Origin of the sequence: Pseudomonas sp. AL10 (genome assembly GCF_029960685.1) — a bacterium.
GTDB classification, from domain to species: Bacteria; Pseudomonadota; Gammaproteobacteria; order Pseudomonadales; family Pseudomonadaceae; genus Aquipseudomonas; species Aquipseudomonas lactis.
In genome coordinates this window covers 381,078-401,461 of sequence record NZ_JASBQZ010000001.1, presented here as the reverse complement: position 1 = coordinate 401,461, position 20,384 = coordinate 381,078, and the positions used below count along the sequence as shown (strand labels likewise).

Annotated in this window: 14 protein-coding genes; 6 read left to right on the top strand and 8 right to left on the bottom strand. The window is 61.7% G+C overall.

Going from position 1 to position 20,384, the window contains the following annotated elements; genetic code table 11:
* Positions 1 to 116: 116 nt before the first annotated feature.
* Together QK296_RS01855 and uvrD are read right to left on the bottom strand one after the other, a co-directional pair.
* On the bottom strand, positions 117 to 983 hold the full coding sequence (locus tag QK296_RS01855) for a Tim44 domain-containing protein (RefSeq protein WP_003195740.1): 867 nt from the start codon (positions 981 to 983) through the stop codon (positions 117 to 119).
* A gap of 284 nt (positions 984 to 1,267) precedes the next feature.
* Positions 1,268 to 3,451, bottom strand: coding sequence for a DNA helicase II (gene uvrD / locus QK296_RS01845; RefSeq protein WP_192002103.1), 2,184 nt, complete (start codon positions 3,449 to 3,451; stop codon positions 1,268 to 1,270).
* Between the two features lie 279 nt (positions 3,452 to 3,730).
* Between uvrD and QK296_RS01840 the strand changes: the two genes are divergently transcribed.
* From QK296_RS01840 to QK296_RS01830, 3 genes are all read left to right on the top strand, one after another.
* Entirely contained in the window at positions 3,731 to 6,604 is a 2,874-nt protein-coding gene (locus QK296_RS01840) for an EAL domain-containing protein (protein ID WP_003195736.1), read from the top strand.
* 162 nt (positions 6,605 to 6,766) lie between these two features.
* Complete coding sequence (gene hexR / locus QK296_RS01835; protein ID WP_003177007.1) at positions 6,767 to 7,633, top strand: transcriptional regulator HexR; 867 nt, start codon at positions 6,767 to 6,769, stop codon at positions 7,631 to 7,633.
* 206 nt (positions 7,634 to 7,839) lie between these two features.
* Entirely contained in the window at positions 7,840 to 8,037 is a 198-nt protein-coding gene (locus QK296_RS01830) for a hypothetical protein (RefSeq protein WP_020302818.1), read from the top strand.
* Here the strand turns inward: QK296_RS01830 and QK296_RS01825 are convergent.
* Entirely contained in the window at positions 7,967 to 8,941 is a 975-nt protein-coding gene (locus tag QK296_RS01825) for a LysR family transcriptional regulator (protein ID WP_003195734.1), read from the bottom strand. The two genes, QK296_RS01830 and QK296_RS01825, sit on opposite strands and share 71 nt — an antisense overlap.
* Positions 8,942 to 9,135: 194 nt before the next feature.
* Between QK296_RS01825 and QK296_RS01820 the strand changes: the two genes are divergently transcribed.
* Both QK296_RS01820 and oadA read left to right on the top strand, forming a co-directional pair.
* Positions 9,136 to 10,551, top strand: a complete 1,416-nt coding sequence (locus QK296_RS01820; RefSeq protein WP_003195732.1) for an acetyl-CoA carboxylase biotin carboxylase subunit — start codon at positions 9,136 to 9,138, stop codon at positions 10,549 to 10,551.
* A gap of 11 nt (positions 10,552 to 10,562) precedes the next feature.
* Positions 10,563 to 12,371, top strand: coding sequence for a sodium-extruding oxaloacetate decarboxylase subunit alpha (gene oadA / locus QK296_RS01815; RefSeq protein WP_094773988.1), 1,809 nt, complete (start codon positions 10,563 to 10,565; stop codon positions 12,369 to 12,371).
* An 85-nt stretch (positions 12,372 to 12,456) separates the two neighbouring features.
* On the opposite strand, the gene QK296_RS01810 is transcribed toward oadA, so the two are convergent.
* The 4 genes from QK296_RS01810 to QK296_RS01795 form a co-directional block, all read right to left on the bottom strand.
* On the bottom strand, positions 12,457 to 13,758 hold the full coding sequence (locus tag QK296_RS01810; protein WP_282390539.1) for an autotransporter outer membrane beta-barrel domain-containing protein: 1,302 nt from the start codon (positions 13,756 to 13,758) through the stop codon (positions 12,457 to 12,459).
* Between the two features lie 109 nt (positions 13,759 to 13,867).
* Positions 13,868 to 16,834 carry an autotransporter outer membrane beta-barrel domain-containing protein gene (locus QK296_RS01805; RefSeq protein WP_282390538.1) on the bottom strand — a complete coding sequence of 989 codons (2,967 nt, stop codon included), beginning with the start codon at positions 16,832 to 16,834 and terminating at the stop codon, positions 13,868 to 13,870.
* 155 nt (positions 16,835 to 16,989) lie between these two features.
* Positions 16,990 to 17,760: an amino acid ABC transporter permease gene (locus tag QK296_RS01800; RefSeq protein ID WP_003195723.1), complete on the bottom strand. Its 771-nt coding sequence runs from the start codon at positions 17,758 to 17,760 to the stop codon at positions 16,990 to 16,992.
* Positions 17,757 to 18,578 (bottom strand): ABC transporter substrate-binding protein, encoded by an 822-nt coding sequence (locus tag QK296_RS01795; protein ID WP_169912828.1) that lies wholly within the window; start codon positions 18,576 to 18,578, stop codon positions 17,757 to 17,759. Before QK296_RS01795 ends, QK296_RS01800 begins: the two co-directional genes overlap by 4 nt.
* Positions 18,579 to 18,692: 114 nt before the next feature.
* Here QK296_RS01795 and QK296_RS01790 point away from each other — a divergent pair, with 114 nt between their 5' ends.
* Positions 18,693 to 19,595 carry a homocysteine S-methyltransferase family protein gene (locus QK296_RS01790; RefSeq protein WP_282390537.1) on the top strand — a complete coding sequence of 301 codons (903 nt, stop codon included), beginning with the start codon at positions 18,693 to 18,695 and terminating at the stop codon, positions 19,593 to 19,595.
* Positions 19,596 to 19,710: 115 nt separating this feature from the next.
* Here QK296_RS01790 and QK296_RS01785 read toward each other — a convergent pair whose 3' ends face one another.
* On the bottom strand, positions 19,711 to 20,382 hold the full coding sequence (locus tag QK296_RS01785; protein WP_282390536.1) for a GNAT family protein: 672 nt from the start codon (positions 20,380 to 20,382) through the stop codon (positions 19,711 to 19,713).
* Positions 20,383 to 20,384 lie beyond the last annotated feature (2 nt).

The window sequence follows — 20,384 nt, the reverse complement described above, 5'->3', positions numbered from 1 at the left end:
GATGGCGCGGTTTATAGGGGCGTTTTATACAGTAGCTCGCTATAAGTGCAACCGTGAAATAGAAAACCCCGGACATGTCCGGGGTTTTTGTTACCGCTTGCTCAACCGCGCAGGTATTAACCGTTCTGGCGGATACCGGCGACCAGCCAAGGCTGGTCGTCGCCCTGGGCGCGTTCCATGTTCCAGCTTTCGCTGAACACTTCGCCCTGGTCGAAACGCGAGGACTTCGACACACCGCTGAAGGTCAGGGTGGCGATGGTCTTGTCGGCGCGATCATCCACGCCATCGAGCTGTACGCGCAGGTCGTCGATGTAGGTCGACTGGAAGGCGTCACCGATCTCGGCACGTTCGCGCTTGAGGAACTCCAACAGCTGCGGGGTCACGAACTCGGAGATCTTGTCCATTTCGTTGGCGTCCCAGTGCTGTTGCAGGGACTGGAAGTGGCTGCGGGCCGCTTCGACGAAACGCTCTTCGTTGAACCAGGCCGGTGCGTTGATCACCGGACGGGCGGCAGGAGCTGCCGAACCACCGAAGATCGAACCCATGGCAGGCTTCTGTTCGAACGCTTCACGCTGCATTGGCGCGCCGGCTGGAGCCAGGTGCTCCTGCTGCTTGCGGCGACGGGCGGCGATAAAGCGGAAGACCAAAAAGGCGATGACGCCCATGATCAGGATGTCGAAGATCTGCATGCCCTGAAAGCCGTCGCCCATGAACATGGACGCCAGCAGGCCACCGGCGGCGATGCCGGCCAGTGGGCCCAGCCAGCGCGAAGCACCGCCGGCCTTGGCAGCAGCGCCAGCGGCACCGGCTGCGCCTGCAGTCGCCGCAGCACCGCCCGCACCGGCGGATGGAGCCATTTGGCTGGTCTGGTGAGTCGGTGCCGCGCCCGAGCTTTTGCCGCCACCGAAGCGTTTGGCGTTGGCGTCGAGGCTCATCGTCAGGCCGATGCACAACGCCATGGCGATGCTAAGAAAACGTTTCATATAGGGAATTCCCATTTGTGGATTGCACGCGCGCCATGTTGCACAGGTGTCGTGGCAGTGGCTAGCGGCATAATGTTTCGGGCTTTTGCGTAAGACCAAATCCGAAGGGTCTGTAGGACTAATTACAGATATTGGCCCGCACGCGTGAAATACAAGGGCGCGGCCGTATCTTCCCGTAGGAGCGAGCTTGCTCGCGAAAATCGTCAACGATTACGTGGGCATTCTGGATGCACGCATTGTCTGGGCGTTCTTCGCGAGCAAGCTCGCTCCTACAGGAATGGGGTTCAGACCGCTTCGAGCTTGGCGTAACCCATCATCAGCCACTTGCTGCCCTCGGCGAAGTTCACCTGCACCCGGGCCTGGGCGCCGGCGCCTTCGAAGTTGAGGATCACGCCTTCGCCGAAGATCGCATGTTTGACCTGCTGGCCCAGGCTGAACGGGGTTTGCGGTATTTCGGAGCCGGCAAACAGGCTGCTGGAGTTCTGTTGCTGGCCACCGCCGAACGGGCGGCTGACGCTGTTGGACAGGCGAACTTCCTGGATCAGCCCCTTTGGCACCTCACGTACGAAGCGCGACACCTTGTTGTAGGTTTCGCTGCCGTACAGGCGTCGGGTCTCGGCGTAGGTCATCACCAGGTTCTGCATCGCCCGGGTAATACCCACGTAGGCCAGGCGGCGTTCTTCTTCAAGACGGCCAGGTTCTTCCAGGCTCATCTTGTGAGGGAACAGGCCTTCTTCCATGCCCACCAGGAACACGTAAGGGAATTCCAGGCCCTTGGCGCTGTGCAAGGTCATCAGCTGGATGCTGTCTTCATGCTCATCGGCCTGGGTATCACCGGCTTCCAGCGAAGCGTGGCCCAGGAAGGCGGCGAGCGGCGTCAGCTCTTCGTCGTCCTCGGTGTTTTCGAACGCACGGGCGGCGCTGACCAGTTCCTCAAGGTTTTCTACCCGAGCCTGGCCTTTCTCACCCTTTTCCGCTTCGTGATAGGCGATCAGCCCGGACTGCTCGATGACAGTTTGGGTCATCAGGTGCAGCGGCATTTCTGCGCACTTGGCCGCCAGGTTCTCGATCAGCTCGACGAACACCCCCAACGCCCCGGCAGCACGGCCGGTCAGGCCTTTATTGGCGATCAGCAAGCGCATGGCTTCCCACATCGACACATCGGCATGGCGCGCATGGTCGCGGATCGCTTCGACGGTTTTCTCGCCAATGCCACGCGCCGGGATATTGATCACCCGCTCCAGCGCCGCATCGTTACCCCGGCCTTCCAGCAAGCGCAGGTAGGCCATGGCGTTCTTGATTTCGGCACGTTCAAAGAAGCGCTGGCCGCCGTAGATGCGGTACGGGATGCGTTCGCGCAGCAAGGCTTCTTCCAGCACCCGCGATTGGGCGTTGGAACGGTACAGAATCGCGATATCGCTGCGGGCCAGGCCGGTTTTCAGTGCGCTTTCGATGGTTTCGACCACGTAGCGCGCTTCATCGTGCTCATTGAACGCTGCGTACAGGTTGATCGCTTCGCCTTCGCCGCCGTCGGTCCACAGCTCTTTGCCCAGGCGCCCGGTGTTGTTGGCGATCAAGGCGTTGGCAGCCTTGAGGATGCCGGCGGTGGAGCGGTAATTCTGCTCCAGGCGGATGGTCACCGCGTCCGGGAAGTCTTCGGAATACTGGTAAATGTTCTCGATTTTCGCGCCACGCCAGCCGTAGATCGACTGGTCGTCATCGCCCACCACCATCAGGCTGTCGCCGCCCTTGGCCAGCAGGCGCAACCAGGCGTACTGCACGGCGTTGGTGTCCTGGAACTCGTCCACCAGAATGTGGCGGAAGCGTTTCTGGTAATGGGCCAGCAAACCGGGGTTGTCGCGCCACAGGTCGAGGGCACGCAGCAGCAGTTCGGAGAAGTCGATGACGCCGGCGCGCACGCAGGCCGCTTCATAGGCTTCATAAATGCTGCGCATGGTGGCTAGGAACAGGTCGCCGCTGGCCTGGATATGTTGCGGGCGCAGGCCTTCGTCTTTCTGGCCGTTGATAAACCACTGCGCCTGGCGCGCCGGCCAGCGTTGTTCGTCCAGGCCCAGCTCGCGGATCACGCGCTTGACCAGGCGTTGCTGGTCGTCGCTGTCGAGAATCTGGAAGGTCTGGCTCAGCCCCGCTTCCTGCCAATGCGCCCGCAACAGGCGGTGCGCCAGGCCATGGAAGGTGCCCACCCACATGCCGGCCGGGCTGATGCCCATCAACTGCTCGATGCGATGACGCATCTCGGCAGCGGCCTTGTTGGTGAAGGTCACCGACAGGATGGAATGCGGGGACGCGTTTTCGACCTGGATCAACCAGGCGATACGGTGCACCAGCACTCGGGTTTTACCGGAGCCAGCACCGGCCAGGACCAACTGACGGCCAACGGGGGCCGCTACGGCCTGGCGTTGGGCATCGTTGAGGGAGTTCAGCAAAAGAGAGAGATCATCGCGCATCGACGCATTCTATGGGCCTTGGGGGGCCTGGGCAAATCCCAATGCCGGATGGTCGATGCAAAACGCCTGCACGCTAGCGCCGGGGGCGTACATTCTGGCGTGGGTGATGACCGGTTGGTCATCGGCCGCAGCCCGTGCCGTGTCTTGCCCAAGCGGTCTGGGCCAAAGGTTTGCGGCCAATCGCAACAGGTTTTTTATGACTTGTAGCAGTTTGGCCCGGGCGCTTGCTTGTGTATGCTCCGTCGACGTTTCGGGCTCACCATTATAAGAACACCGCCTATGACCCTTAGCACCGACCTGTTTGGCCTCTCGCCGGCCCCAGCACAGGTCATCCATAAACACTATGCAACCGAAATCGCGGTTGAGCGCACACGCCTGCTGTATCAGGGTTCGTTGCTGCCGACGCTGTTGATGCTGGTCAATGGTCTGGTCTGCGCCTGGCTGCTGTGGAACCCCGATCAGTACCTGCTGGACAGCGTCTGGCTGCTCTGGCTGCTCGCCCTGGTGGCAATGCGCGTGATCCAAGTGGCGGCCTTTGACTCGGCCATGCCCAGCCGCCAGGCCCAGCCCGTGTGGCGGCGTATGTTCATGCTCGGCTCGGCGGTCAGTGGCCTGACCCTCTCCGTTGCGGCCATTGCCCTGGTGCCCACGGACAGCTTCATGCATCAGGCCTGGGTGTTTGGCCTGATTGGCGCCGCCACCTTGTCGGCCAGCGTGGCCTATGCCGTGAGCCTGTGGGCCTACCTGTCGTTTGCCTTGCCGTGCCTGGTGCCGGCCATCGTCTACCTGTTCTGGGATGGCACCCCGCAGCAACAAGGCTGGGGCGTACTCGGCCTGATCCTACTGGCGTCCCTGAGCCTGGTCGCGTGGCAGGTCAACCGCCTGATCCAGCGCGGGCTGTTGCGCCGTTTCCAGAACCAGGCCCTGATCGAGCATCTACAGCAGGCGCAGCAACGCAGTGAGCAGTTGAACCAGGAGCTGGTGCGCGAAGTCGAGCAGCGCCGCGAGGTGGAGCAGGACTTGCGTGAAGCCCAGGTCGGCCTGCAAGACCGTGTGGCGCAACGCAGCCAGCAACTGGATGCTGCCAGTCTCGCCTTGAGTAAAAGCGAAGCGCGCCTGGCCATGGCCCTGCAAGCCAGTGAACTGGGCCTGTGGGACTGGAACCTGCAAACCGACGAGGTCCACCACACCCAGCTCAAGGAGTTGTTTGGCCTGGAGCCCGAATACGTCACGGCGATGCTCAGCCACCTCAAACCGCGCCTGCACCCCGACGATCTGCCCTTGCTCAAGCACGCGTTGGTGGAGCATCTCAAAGGCCGCAGCGAGGACTATCAGGTGGAATACCGGATACGTCATGGCGATGGGCATTGGGTGTGGATCCAAGACCGCGGGCGCGCCGTGGAGCGCACGCCCAGTGGCCGAGTCATCCGTATGCTCGGCACGCGCCGTGACATCAGTGCCGCCAAGGCGGTGGAAGAGCAGCAGCGCCTGGCTTCGACGGTGTTCGAGGCGGCCAGCGAAGGCATTGTGATCCTCGACCCGAACTATGCGTTGATCGCCGTGAACCAGGCGTTCAGCCGCGTCACCGGCTTTGACATCGACGACATGCTTGGCCGCAACGTCGTGGAACTGCCCTGCAGTCGCGATGCCCGGCGCCACTTCCCGCTGATCCGCCAGGCATTGCTCAGCCACGGCACGTGGCAGGGCGAATTGGTGGAAACGCGCAAGAATGGCGAACTCTACCCGCAATGGCTACAGCTGAACGTGGTGCGCGATGTACGGGGAAATGTCAGCCATATTGTAGGGTTCTTCGCCGATCTGTCGGCGCGGCGCGAGTCTGAAGAGCGTATGCGCTACCTCACTCACTACGACGAGTTGACCGGCCTGGCCAACCGTTCGCTGTTTCGCGAACGGCTGCGCGAAGCTCACCAGCGCGTGCGCCAAGGCGGGCGCAGCCTGGCGCTGCTGCATATCAACCTCGACCGCTTCAAATTGCTCAATGACAGCCTGGGCCATGAAGTGGCTGACCAACTGCTGCAAAAAATGGCACGGCGCTTGATCAACGCGCTGCCGGAGGCTGACACCATCGCGCGCCTGTCCGGGGATGAATTCGCCGTGCTGTTCGACGCCTATGGCAACTTATCGAGCCTGGCGCGGGTGGCGACCCGGCTGCTGGCGAAATTGCGCGTGCCGGTGAATGTGGAGGGGCATGAACTGGTGGTCAGCGCCTCGATGGGCGTCAGCCTATTGCCGGATAACGCGCGGGAAATTTCTGCGCTGGTCAGCCAAGCGAATATGGCGATGCAGCATGCCAAGCACTTGGGCGGGAATAATTTCCAGTTCTTCACCGACAGCCTGCAAGCCAGCACCCTGGAGCGTTTGCAGCTGGAAAACCACCTGCGCAAAGCCATCGACGAGCGTCAGCTCACGGTGTTCTACCAACCCAAGCTGTGCCTGGCCACTGGCAAACTGAACGCTGCCGAGGCGTTGGTCCGCTGGGAGCATCCGCAGTGGGGCATGGTGCCGCCGGGTGACTTTATCGGTTTGGCGGAAGAAACCGGCTTGATCGTGCCGTTGGGCGAATTTGTGCTGCGCCAGGCCTGCTGGCAGGCCTGCGAATGGCAGCGCCAGGGGCTGGCGCCGATTCGCGTGTCGGTCAACTTGTCGGTGCATCAGCTGCGTCAGGGCAAGCTGGTCAGCCTGGTACGCCAAGTGCTGGAAGAAACCGCACTGGACCCGCAATACCTGGAGCTGGAACTGACCGAAAGCCAGTTGCTCGACAGCGTTGAACACATCATCGCCACCTTCCAGCAATTGCGCGACCTGGGGGTGAAGCTGGCCATCGACGACTTTGGCACCGGTTACTCATCCCTCAGCTACCTCAAGCGCATCCCGGTGGACTACGTAAAGATCGACCAGGCCTTTATCCGCGGGCTTGGCCAGGGACGCGAAGATGCGGCGATCACCCGCGCGATCATCGCCATGGCCCACGGGTTGGCGCTCAAGGTAGTGGCCGAAGGTGTGGAGGATCAGCAGCAGCTGGATTTCCTGCGCGGCGAGCAGTGTGACGAGGTGCAGGGTTACCTGATCAGCCCGCCCATGCGGGCCGAAGGGCTGGCGGATTTGTTACGTAAAAATGCAGATTTTTCTTAACGCAGCGTAGGCCGCCTTTATGGCTACATAGCGCCTGCCCGCTGAATCAGGGGGGAGCGGGGCGATTTAGTGATGCATCGGACGGGCAAAACGACAATTCTTGTAGTATAACTACAAGCTTGCTACATCCCTGGCGTCTGCCAATAACAAGAGTCCTGCCCTTTGAACCTGTTGCAACATATCGCCCAGTCGCGCCACCTGTTACGCAAATCGGAACTCAAGGTTGCCGATCATGTGCTGCTTGACCCTGCGGCCGTGATGCACAGTTCCATGGCCGACCTGGCCCACAGCGTGGGCATAAGTGAGCCGACCATCGTGCGCTTTTGCCGCGCCATTGGTTGCTCCGGGTTTCAGGATCTGAAACTCAAGCTGGCGCAAAGCCTGGCTGCTGGTGCGAGCTTCGGCCAGTTTGCAATCCATGAAGACGACTCCGTCGCCGACTACAGCCTGAAAATCTTCGACACCACCTTGCACACCCTGATGGAAGTGCGTGAGAAGCTCGACCCGGTGGAGCTGCAAAAGGCCGTGACCGCAATGTCCCAGGCCCAGCGCGTCGAGTTCTACGGCTTCGGTGCGTCCGGCGCGGTGGCGGCCGATGCCCAGCACAAGTTCTTCCGCCTGCTGCTGACCGCCGCGGCCTATAGCGACCCGCACATGCAGGCGATGTCGGCGGTGACCTTGAAGCCCACAGACGTGGCCATCTGCATTTCCCAATCCGGTCGTTCCAAAGACCTGCTGATCACCGCCAACCTAGTGCGTGAGAGCGGCGCGTCGTTGATTACCCTGTGCCCGAGCCAGACGCCATTGGCGGAGCTGTCCACGGTGAACCTGGCGATCGACGTGCATGAAGACACCGAAATCTACACGCCGCTGACCTCACGCATTGCCCACCTGGTGGTGATCGACGTGCTGGCGATGGGCGTGGCCATGGCCCGTGGCCCGAGCCTGGTCAACCACCTCAAGAGCGTGAAGCGCAGCTTGCGCAGCCTGCGGTTGTCGCCCAAGTCCGTCAAAGCCCTCGACGACTGAGGGCCTGTGGGAGCTGGCTTGCCTGCGATAGCGGTCTGCCAGTTACCCTCTTCATTGCCTGATACACCGCCATCGCAGGCAAGCCAGCTCCCACAGGGAATTTGCGCCAGTTTCGCAAGATTCATCATCCTGTAACCCCCGCGCCGCCAAACCGTCATCCCCCACGCCCATCCTGTACTCCCCGTACTCGCATTGGGAGACTCCAAATGACCCGGCCCTACGAAGACAGCAACAGCACCGTCAAGACCCGTCGTCAGCAGGAAGACCAGCGCCGCATGGCGTTCCGTCGCGCCATCGAAGACCGTTGTGAGGAGCGCCAGTTGCTCCAGAGCATCAGTGACTACCCGGAATTGCATTGGCAGGCACCCGTGGCTGCCCAGCGAAACGCTCAGCCAACGCGCTGATCTGCACCCGTTCGCTGCGAATAAAGCCCAGGAACGCATGGGCCACCGGTGACAGGCGCTTAGCCTTGGCCTGCACCAGGCACCAACTGCGGTACAGCGGCAGTTCTTCCACCGGCAGCTCCTTGAGCCCGCCGGTGGCCAGCTCCAGGTTCAAGGCGTGGCGCGTCAGCAGGGCCACGCCCAACCCTGCGACCACGCACTCACGCTGCGCCTCCGCCGAGGCCACTTCTACCGTCTGGGTGAAGTGCACGCGTTTTTCCTTGAAGTACTCTTCGCAGGCCAGCCGTGTGCCAGAGCCCGGTTCACGGATGAGCAGGGTATAAGGCTCCAGGTCCTGCAGGCGCAGCGGCCCTTGCAGGCTCAACGGATGATCCGGCAATGCCACGGCCACAATCGGGTTGTTGAGAAACGGCAGGAACTCCAGGCCCATGTCCTGGGGCACCATGGACATGATCACCAGGTCGTCGCGGTTGTCCGAGAGCCTGCGGATCACCTGGGCACGGTTGACTACCGTGAGCTGCAATTGCACTTCCGGATGCTGACGCTTGAAGGCGGCGAACAGGTGCGGCACGAAATACTTGGCGCTGGACTCCACCGCCAGTTTCAGTTGGCCTTGCAGTGAACCCTGCATGTCCGATAGCTGCATATCGAGGTTTTCCAGGCGCCCGAAAATATCGCGGCTGGCCCGTTGCAGGGCTTCGGCAGCCTCGGTCATGTAGAGCTTTTTGCCAACATAGTCGAACAGCGGCTGGCCGATCAGCTCTTCCAACTGGCGAATTTGCAGGCTGACCGCCGGTTGGGTGAGGGACATTTCCTCGGCGGCACGGCTGTAGGAACGCAAATCACACACTTCATTGAAGATCTGCAATTGACGCAATGTCATACGCATCAATGACTTACGCATTTTATAAGCCCTTAGCTCCCAAGTCGTCCGGCCAACTATAAGTCTTTACTTATACACAACCCAATAATTATTGATTTTTGTTAATTCTCCTATGCGCATAGTGTGTGTCTCGCGACTGTCATGAAACATTTGGTCACGCGCCGGCCCGGCTGCAACGGGTCGAAGCACGCAAATCGGCTCAAGGGAATTTCCAAGTGATAAAAAAGATCCTGATCGCCAACCGTGGTGAAATTGCCGTACGAATCGTGCGTGCCTGCGCCGAGATGGGCATTCGCTCGGTCGCGGTTTATTCGGACGCCGACCGCCACGCGTTGCACGTCAAGCGTGCCGACGAAGCCCACAGCATCGGTGCCGAGCCACTGGCCGGTTACTTGAACCCGCGCAAGCTGGTGAACCTGGCGGTGGAAACCGGTTGCGATGCGCTGCACCCCGGCTACGGCTTCCTGTCGGAAAACGCCGAGTTGGCAGACATCTGTGCCGAACGCGGCATCAAGTTTATCGGCCCCTCGGCAGAAGTGATTCGCCGCATGGGCGACAAGACCGAAGCGCGCCGCAGCATGATCAAGGCCGGAGTGCCGGTTACGCCGGGCACCGAAGGCAACGTTGCCGACATCCATGAAGCCCTCACCGAAGGCGACCGTATCGGTTACCCGGTGATGCTCAAGGCCACCTCCGGTGGTGGCGGCCGTGGCATTCGTCGTTGCAACAGTCGCGAAGAACTCGAACAAGCCTTTCCCCGCGTGATTTCCGAAGCCACCAAGGCCTTCGGTTCGGCGGAAGTGTTCCTGGAAAAATGCATCGTCAATCCCAAGCATATCGAGGCGCAGATCCTCGGTGACAGCTTTGGCAACGTGGTGCACCTGTTTGAACGTGATTGTTCGATCCAGCGTCGCAACCAGAAGCTGATCGAAATCGCCCCCAGCCCGCAACTGACCCCGGAACAGCGCGCCTACATCGGCGACCTGTCGGTGCGCGCCGCCAAGGCCGTGGGCTACGAGAACGCCGGCACCGTGGAGTTCCTGCTCGCCGAGGGCGAGGTGTACTTCATGGAGATGAACACGCGGGTGCAGGTGGAACACACCATCACCGAAGAAATCACCGGCATCGATATCGTTCGCGAGCAAATCCGCATCGCCTCCGGCCTGCCATTGTCGGTCAAGCAGGAAGACATCCAGCACCGGGGTTTCGCGTTGCAGTTTCGCATCAACGCCGAAGACCCGAAGAACAACTTCCTCCCAAGCTTCGGCAAGATCACCCGTTACTACGCCCCCGGCGGCCCTGGCGTGCGTACCGACACGGCGATCTACACCGGCTACACCATCCCACCGTTCTACGACTCCATGTGCCTGAAACTGGTGGTGTGGGCGTTGACCTGGGAAGAAGCCATGGACCGCGGCCTGCGTGCCCTGGACGACATGCGCCTGCAAGGCGTGAAGACCACCGCCGCCTACTACCAGGAAATCCTGCGCAACCCGGAATTCCGTAGCGGCCAGTTCAATACAAGCTTTGTGGAAAGCCACCCTGAGCTGACCAACTACTCGATCAAGCGCAAACCCGAAGAGCTGGCCCTGGCCATCGCCGCCGCCATCGCCGCCCACGCAGGCCTGTGAGGAATATAACAATGAGCAAGAAGATCTTCGTAACCGACACCATCCTGCGCGACGCCCACCAATCGTTGCTGGCTACCCGCATGCGCACCGACGACATGCTGCCGATCTGCGACAAGCTCGACAAAGTCGGCTACTGGTCCCTGGAAGTCTGGGGCGGCGCGACCTTCGACGCCTGTGTGCGCTTCCTCAAGGAAGACCCGTGGGAGCGCCTGCGCCAACTGCGCGCCGCGCTGCCTAACACACGCCTGCAAATGCTGCTGCGCGGCCAGAACCTGCTGGGCTACCGCCATTACAGCGACGACGTGGTCAAAGCCTTCGTGGCCAAGGCGGCGGTCAACGGTATCGACGTGTTCCGCATTTTCGATGCAATGAACGACGTGCGTAACTTGCGCGTGGCCATTGAAGCGGTCAAGGCCGCTGGCAAACATGCACAAGGCACTATCGCCTACACCACCAGCCCGGTGCATACCGTTGAGGCGTTCGTGGCCCAGGCCAAGCAATTGGAAGCCATGGGCTGCGACTCCATCGCGATCAAGGACATGGCTGGCCTGCTCACGCCCTACGCCACTGGCGAACTGGTCAAGGCACTCAAAGCCGAGCAGAACCTGCCGATCTTTATCCACTCCCACGACACCGCCGGCCTGGCCGCGATGTGCCAACTCAAGGCCATCGAAAACGGTGCCGACCATATCGACACGGCCATCTCCAGCTTTGCCTGGGGCACCAGCCATCCGGGCACCGAGTCGATGGTCGCTGCCCTTAAAGGCAGCGAGTTCGACACCGGCCTCGACCTGGAGCTGCTGCAAGAGATCGGCCTGTACTTCTACGCCGTGCGCAAGAAGTACCACCAGTTCGAGAGCGAATTCACCGCCGTCGACACCCGTGTGCAGGTCAACCAGGTGCCGGGCGGGATGATCTCCAACCTGGCCAACCAGCTCAAGGAGCAGGGCGCTCTGAACCGCATGAGCGAAGTGCTGGCCGAGATCCCGCGGGTCCGTGAAGACCTCGGCTTCCCGCCGCTGGTAACGCCGACCTCGCAGATCGTCGGCACCCAGGCGTTCTTCAACGTGCTGGCCGGTGAGCGCTACAAGACCATCACCAACGAAGTGAAGCTCTATCTGCAAGGCGGTTACGGCAAGGCGCCGGGCACGGTGAACGAAAAACTGCGCCGCCAGGCCATCGGCAGCGAAGACGTGATCGACGTGCGCCCGGCGGATTTGCTCAAGCCGGAAATGACCAAGCTGCGCGGCGAAATCGGCGCACTGGCCAAGTCCGAAGAAGACGTGCTGACCTACGCTATGTTCCCGGACATCGGGCGCAAGTTCCTCGAAGAACGCGACGCCGGCACCCTGGCTCCTGAAGTGCTGTTGCCGATCCCGGAAGCGGGCGGCGTGGCCCGTGCTGGCGGCGAAGGCGTACCGACCGAATTCGTTATCGACGTGCACGGCGAAAGCTACCGCGTGGATATCACCGGTGTCGGCGTGAAGGCCGAAGGCAAGCGCCACTTCTACCTGTCCATCGACGGCATGCCGGAAGAAGTGGTGTTCGAACCGCTCAACGAGTTTGTCAGCAGCGGCGGCAGCAAGCGCAAGCACGCGACCGAACCGGGCCATGTCAGCACGGCGATGCCGGGCAATATCGTTGATGTGCTGGTCAAGGTCGGCGACGTGGTCAAGGCCGGCCAGGCCGTGCTGATTACCGAAGCCATGAAGATGGAAACCGAAGTGCAGGCAGCAATTGCCGGCAAGGTTACTGCTGTTCATGTGGCCAAGGGCGACCGGGTCAACCCTGGCGAAATCCTGATTGAGATCGAAGGCTGATCACAGCCTTCGAGACTGACGTTTAATCCTCGGGGGGGCAGGTGCTCCCCTTTTTTTTCGCCTGCAATTTAAGTGTTTGGCAGGGTTAGAAGCTCATTTTCCACTGGCCGGTCAGACCTTGGTCGTGGCCATGGTTGCCGGCTTGGCTGGTGTAAGTCAGGCCGACGCTGTGTTGTTTGGACAAGGCAAGGTCCAGGCCCGCTTGCAGGTCGAGGCTATCGCGGTCCAGGGCGGTGCCAGTGATGGTGTAACCGTCGATCAGACCCGGCGCATAGCGCGAGGTTTGGCGGACCTGGCTGTTGACGTCGCCGTAGAGGTGTTTCCAGCTCGTGCTGAGGTGGGGCGTGAGGCTCATGTTGTTGTCGAAGCGATACAGCGTTGCCAGGCGCAGGCCAAAGGTGCTGTTCAGGTTTCGCTGGGTTTGTGGGCCGACGTTCAATGCGGTCACGCCGCCGCTCTCTTTGAAACGGTCGCGCTGATAGCGTTGGTAGCCGAGGCCGACGAAGGGTTCGACAGTGGAATCACCGCTGCCCAATTGATAGCCCAGTTCGGAGAACAGGGTCTGGCTGCTGGCGTTGTATTTGCTTTTGAGCGAGTCGTGGTAATTGAGCAGGCTGACGCTGCGTTTGTTCTGCCCGGCATGGTTGCTGTAGATCGCCCCCAGGCGCAGGGCGAAGGGGCCGTCCTGGCGCACGGCGTAGCCGCCCAAGTGCCAGCTGTCCAGGTCGGCGGCATAACGCGGGGCATCGAAGCGGCTGGAGGTCTTGGCGCCCATGACACCCACCCGCCAGGCATGGTCGATCGCCCAGTCGGCGCCCAGCAACAGGCCTTGGGTATCGTGTTTCAAGCCGGCGCTACCGTGTTGTGCGTCTAGGCTGCCGCCGTTGCCCAGGCCTTGCACCCAGAAGTGGCCGTCGTCGTCAGTAGGCAGTGTGCGCAGGGTGGCGAGCAATTGGCGGCTCAGGTGCTGGGTGGTGGCCTGGGTTGCGGTGGCCAAGTTGGCGTTTTGGCTGGCGGCCAGTTGCTCAAGGGCTGCGCCGATCCCTCCAGGTTGCTTGCTCAATTGCTCGAGCGATTTTTGCAGGTCCTTGAGGTCTTCCGCGTCCAACTCGCCGGAGGCCACCAGTTGAATCACTGCGGGCTCCAGCACCTTGGCGACTTGCAGGCCGTTGTGCGAAGTGGCCTGCTGAGTGAGGAACCCGTCGAAGGGCGGTGGAATGGGCGGCGCTTCGAACTTGGGTATAAACGCCTCGCTATAGTCGGCGGCGTCGTAGGGATGGTGCCCATAGGGCCTGTATTCGATATCGCCTCGCGCGTGGGCGGGCTGGAAACTTGCCGCCACTGCCAGGCTGATGACTATCGCGATTCTTTGAAGTGTAAAGCGCATGAATTCCCAACCTCTGATGAATGAGGCCGGGAATTTAGGCGAGGTGCGGGGGGATAACTGTCAGGCTATCGACCACCGTTTTGCGGGAGTTGTCTCTAGTACGGTGCGATTAAAAACTCATCTGCCATTGGCCGGTCAGCGCATGGTTGCGGCTGTTGCTGCCCACTTCGCCGGTATAGCCCAAGCCCAGGCGATGACGGGCGGATAAGCCTACGTCCAGGCCTGCTTCGAGCAACAGGCTGTCGCGGTCCAGGGCGCTGCCTTGCACATTGAAGGCGGTGCCACCGGCCAGGAAAGCCTGGCGTGTGGTGCTGTCGACATCGCCATAGGTGTGCTTCCAGCCAAGGCTGGCGCGGGGTGTGAGGCTAACGCCGTTGTCCAGCTGGCTCAGGTGCGCCAGGCGCAGGCCGAAGGTGCTGCTGAAGTTGTCCTGGGTCTGGCCTTCCACGTGCAACGCAGCGGCGCCGCCTTTTTCGTTGTAACCGTCGCGCTGATAGCGCTGGTAGCCGAGGTTGGCGAACGGCTCTGCGCTCAAGCGACCACTGCCCATGGCGTAGCCCAGTTCAGCGAAAGCCTGCTGGCTGTTGGCGTCATAGTCGCCTTTGGCGCGGTCGTTAAAACCGCTGAAGGCCAGCGTGCGTTTACTGTCGCCCTGGTGCCCGCTGTAGGCCGCACCCAGTCGCAACGCCAATGGGCCGCTCTGGCGCAGGGCATAGACGCCGGCGTGCCAGCTGTCGACGCTGCCGTCGACACCGGTGGTGTCCAGGTCGGTCTTGGAGTAACCCCCTAGCACACCCAAGCGCCAGTCGCTGTCCAGCGCCCAATCGGCGCCGAGCACTGTGCCTTTGGTGCGTTGGGTCAAGCCGTTGCTGCCGTGCTCGCCATCAAGCTTGCCGTAGCTGCCGATGCCTTGCAGCCACAGTCGGCCGCGGGCATTCGGGTCATTGAGGTTGCGCACCTCGGCGGGCACACCTGTGGCGGCCAGTACCGGTGTATCTTTGTCATTGAGCCCTACCAGCAGTCCCGCACCGCCGCCCACCTTGTGCATGGCGGCGAGCATGCTGTTGCCCACTTGCGCACTGGCATTGAGGGTGGCGCTGGTGAGGTTGGCGGTGCTGCTGCCCGCCAGTTGCTCGATAGCGGCACCGGCTGTGCCGGTGGTGGTATTGAGCAGGGCGTTGTACAGCGGGTTGGTCGTGCCCAGGCCCGCCAGGCTGTTGGCGGCGCTGGCGCCGTTGCCGGTGCTGGCGAACTGGTTGAAGGCGATGTCGTTACGGGTGTACGTAAGGCCGACCTGAGTGGCGCTGTAATCCAGGGTCGGGGTCAGGAAGGCGTAGTCGCTGGTGACCTTGCCAAACGTGCCATTGATGCTGCCGGCTTGCAGCACGCTGTAGTGGCTTTGCCAGGGGTAGGTGCCTTCGCCGGGGTTGACCGTCAGCGTCGCCCCATTAAGGTAAGCGGTGCCGCCGACCTTGATCGGTGCGCTACTGCCGTCGGCGTTGACGCCATAGGCGAGGGTCGAGCCGCTGCCCATGCGCAAGTCACGGCTGATGCTGGCGGTACCCAATACGGTGTTGGTCTGCAGAGTGCCGTTGACCAGCAGGCTGCCCACCGAGCCGCCGCCGGCATACACACCGCCTGCGTCGACCGTCACGTTACCGGCAATGCCGCCTTGGTTGACCAGCGTGGCACCGCTGGAAATCTCGCCGCCGTCGCTGAAGTCACCCTGGCCGGTCAACGTCCAGGTGCCTTGCTTGACCTCCAACCGTTCGAGGTTGCGGCTGTCGCCAAAACTGCCACCGGCGACGTCGTCCAGGGTCAGTCGGTCGTAACCGCTGCCGCCGTCCACCGTGCCGATAAAGCGGCTGCCGTTACGCAAGATCAGCTGGTCATCGCCGCCGCCCAAATCCAGGGCCAGGCCATTACTGCCGCTTATGGTGCCGCTGTTGATGACCGTGTCGGCATAGTTGCCGACGAACTTCACGCCAAAGCCATCCAGGCCTTCAATCGTGCCGTGGTTCTCCAGGGTGGTGGCCGCGAGCCCCGGCCCGTCGCTGCCGTCGTCCACCAAGATGGCATTGCTGGCACCACTGATCAGCGCGCCTTTGGCGTTGTAGAGAGAGCCACCGCCCAGGGCGATCCCTTCGCTGCCGTTGGCGAAGCCGTTCTTGTCGACACCCCCGGCGCCTACACCCTGGATAACACCGTAATTTTCGATATGGGCGATCTTGTCGATGTCCACACCGTCACCGTCGCCATCCGGTTGCAGGCCGGAGAACGCGCCTATGATGGTGCCGTGGTTGACCACAGTGCCGTCGCCATCGGAACCAAAGCCCGAGCCGTTGCGGCCGATCACCGTGCCGTAGTTGGTCAGCGTGGCGCCCTCGTCCGTGGTGATGCCATGGCGGCCACCGGAAATCAGGCCGTAATTGGTGACCGTCACGCCGCTGGCGGAGTCGATGTCCACGCCATCGAACTTGTCATCGCGGGAGAAGGTGTCGCCAGTGGAGATCTCGCCGTAGTTAGTGATAGAAGCGTTGGCGCCGGTCTTCATGCCGTCGCTGGCCTCCCCGCGAATCAAGCCACCGGCACGGTTGATGATCGTGGTGGTGACGTTACTGCTGCGCAGCGCATCCAGGTCCAGCCCTTGGCCGGTGGCCGAGCGAATGGTGCCGCTGTTGTCGATCAGCACGCTGCCGCTGGCAACGTTACTGTTGATGCGCAACGCATCATTGGCGCCTTGGATCACCCCACCGGCAAGGTTGTAAATGCTGTACCTGCGCTCCCCGCTGACACTGCCCGAACTGTCGATACCCCGGCCGCCACTGGAGATCAGCTTGCCCGCGTTAGTCACCACCACCCCCGCACTGCGGGTGCCGTCCTTGAGCGTCACTGCTACCCCGGAGGTTGTAATGCTGCCAGGCGCCGACGTGGTCAACGTATCACTGCCACCCAGGGTTTGCCCCTGGGTGGTAGGCGTGTCGATCTGCAGGGTCTTGGCTGCGGCTGCTTCGATGAAACCACCGCCGGCCAACAGGGTGATGGCGAGCGCGAGGCGTTGTGGAGACGGGGGCATGCTGGGCGACCTTGTTATGGCAAGCGAGTCGACCTGTATAGCGGAGGGGAGTTGCAGGAATGTGTCGAAAAGATGACGACAATGAATATGCAATCTATTGCAGATCCTTGAGCCTATTCAGCCTGAGCGCTGCAATATATTGCACATTCTGCACGTCAACCGCGCCGCACGTAGCCCTTGCCGAAATGCCGCTCCATGCGCGCCTGGATCAATTCCAGCCCCAGGGACATCACCCAATAAATGATCGCCGCCGTCGTGAGCATCTCGATATAGCGGTAGCTCGAGCGGCCATAGGACTGTGCCAGGAACATCACTTCCCACACGCCCATCACCGAGATCAGGGAGGAGTCCTTGAGCATCGAGATGAACTGGTTGGTGGCCGGCGGGATGATGGTGCGCATGGCCTGGGGCAGGGTCACGTGCCAGAAGATCGCCCTGTCGCGCATGCCCAGGGCCAGCGCGGCCTCGCGTTGGCCATGGGGCACGCCGAGGATGCCGGCGCGGAAAATTTCACTCAGGTAGGCGCCGTAATTCAGCGACAGCGCGATGATGCCGGCGACGATGGCGCCTGGCACCAGCCCCAGTTGCGGCAGGCCCAAGTAGATCAACAAGATCTGGATCAGCAGCGGCGTGCCGCGAAAGAACGAGGCGTAGAAACTGGCGATGCCGAACGCCACCGCACTTTTGGACAGGCGCCCCAATGCGGTGATAAAACCCAGCACCGACGAGGTGACGATGGCGCACAGGCACAAGAACAGCGTCAGCGCCGCACCTTGCAGGAAGCCGTTGGGCGCAAGGTGCAGGCCGACCAGGTTGGGCAGCTTGTCGAGGATGATCGAGAACTTCAGGTCAAAGCTCAGGAAGAAACTCGCAAACAGGCCGAACAGCGCCGCCCAGGTCAGGTAAAGCCGTAGGCGAAAACTCATCGGCTGATATCGGCGCCGATCCATTTTTGCGACAGCGCGCTCAAGGTGCCGTCCTGCTTGAGCTGGGCGAAGACCTCACGCACTTTGCTGTCCCACTGCGGGTCGCCTTTCTCGATGGCCACCGAGTTGGGCTCCGAGTACAGCGGCGCACCGGCGAGCTTGAAGCGCTTGTCCTGGCTCAGGCGCGGCTGCGCGGTGACCAGGTTGGTGAGGATCGCGTCCAGGCGCACGCCGGCGCCCAGGCCCAGGTCCTGGAATGCCACATTGTCGGTGTCGTACGGGGCGATCTGCACATCCTCGAACGGGTACTGCAACTGCGTGTCTTCGGCGCCTTCGATCACCAGGTTCTTGTTCAGGTAACTTTCGTAGCTGGAGGCGCTGGTGAGGCCGACTTTCTTGCCGCTCAGGTCCCGGGCTTCGTGGATGCGCTCGTCCTTGGCATTGACCACGATCACGGCCGGCGAGGCGTAGTACTCCACCGGGAAGTCGAACACCTCGGCGCGTGCCTTGCTTGGGGTCATGGAGCAGATGCAGATGTCGTAGCGCCCGCTCCAGCGGCCGGCGGCGATCACGTCCCAGGACGGGGTTTCCAGGCGCAACTTCACGCCCAGTTTTTGTGCCACGGCCTTGGCCACGTCCACGTCGAAACCGTCGAGCTGGTTCTGGTCATTGAGAAATGAAAACGGCGGATAGCTTTCCATCAGCACGCCGACCAGTTCTTTCTTCTGCTCGACACGATCCAGCGTGGCACCGCCAAAGGCTTGGGTTGAAGCAGCCAACATCGTCAGGCCCAGGGCCAACAGCGGTCTGAATTTCAAAATCGAACACCTGAATAAAAAAGAGGTTGTTATTAACCGAACGGTACGCATTAAATAGTTATAAGAACGACTCTCATAGTGAGTTATTTTCATAAGCATATGAGTAAAAAGCATATGGGCGCAGTAAGCACAGTAATTCTCGATGGCGGCATGGGCCGTGAACTGCAACGCCGTGGCGCGCCGTTCCGTCAGCCGGAATGGTCGGCACTGGCCTTGAGCGAAGCGCCGCAAGCGGTGGAGGCGGTGCACGCGGCCTACATCGACAGTGGTGCCAATGTAATCACCAGCAACAGTTACGCGGTGGTGCCGTTCCATATTGGCGAAGAGCGGTTTGCCGCAGAAGGCCAGGCGTTGGCCGCGTTGGCCGGCGAGTTGGCGCGACGGGCGGTGCAGGCCTCCGGTAAAGCCGTGCAGGTAGCCGGCTCATTGCCGCCGCTGTTTGGCTCTTATCGCCCTGATCTGTTCCAGGCCGAGCGCGTCAGTGAGTTGCTGACACCGTTGGTGAACGGCCTGGCCCCGCATGTAGACCTGTGGCTGGCGGAAACCCAGAGCTCGATCGCTGAAGCACGGGCGATCCATGCCGGGCTGCCTAAAGATGGGAAGCCGTTCTGGCTGTCGTTTACCTTGAAAGACGAAGACACCGACGAGGTGCCGCGCCTGCGCTCCGGCGAACCGGTGGTGGACGCAGCCGAGGCGGCGGCGCAACAGGGCGTGCAGGTATTGCTGTTCAACTGCAGCCAGCCGGAAGTGATCGGCGCGGCGATTGATGCTGCCCGCCAGACCTTCGACCGACTGGGCGTGGCCATCCAGATTGGCGCCTACGCCAATGCCTTCCCACCGCAACCCAAGGAAGCCACGGCCAACGACGGCCTGGACCCGTTGCGCGACGACCTCGACCCGCCCGGCTACTTGCAATGGGCGGCGGATTGGCAAGCACGCGGCGCCAGCCATTTGGGTGGGTGCTGCGGCATCGGGCCGGAGCATATTGCGGTGCTGGCCCAGCGCCTGACCCACTGATTCACCGCTGGTCAAAACTGTGGGAGCTGGCTTGCCTGCGATGGCATCAACGGGTTTTGCCTGATACACCGAGGTGTCTGTATCGCAGGCAAGCCAGCTCCCACAGATGTGAGCATTAATCCCGACACTCTGTGAGTGTCTTCAACTGGCCCGAATCACTCTGGTTCGCCTCCGACAACCACGCCTCAAACCCGGCACCGACCTTCGGCCATTCCGAATCCAGGATCGAATACCACGCCGTATCGCGGTTCTGTCCCTTGACCACCATGTGCTGGCGGAACACCCCTTCAAAACTGAACCCCAACCGCTCGGCCGCGTACTTGGACCGCGCGTTGCCGTTGTTGCACTTCCACTCCAGCCGACGGTAGCCCTGCTCGAACGCATACTTGGCCAGCAGGTACACCGCTTCAGTACTTTTCGGCGAGCGCTGCATCGGCGCGCCGAAGGTAACGTGGCCGATTTCGATACGGCCTTGCGCCGGGACGATGGACATCAGGCTGAGGATGCCCTGAACCTGGCCCGTCGCACGGTCGATCACGCTGAAAAAGTACGGGTCGCTGTGGGCGGCGTGATTGTTCAACCAGGCGTCGAAGGCACTGCGTTCGGTGAACGGGCCGTAGGGCAAGTAATCCCACAGCTTCGGGTCGGCCCCTGGGCCTTCAAGGGCTTGCCACAGTTGGTCGGCATGGCGCGTCGGGTCGAGCTTTTCCAGGTGGATAAAGCGCCCTTCAAGCAGGTGCGCGGTGGGCGCCGGGGCGCCTTTCCAGTCGGCGAGGGAAGTAGTCATGC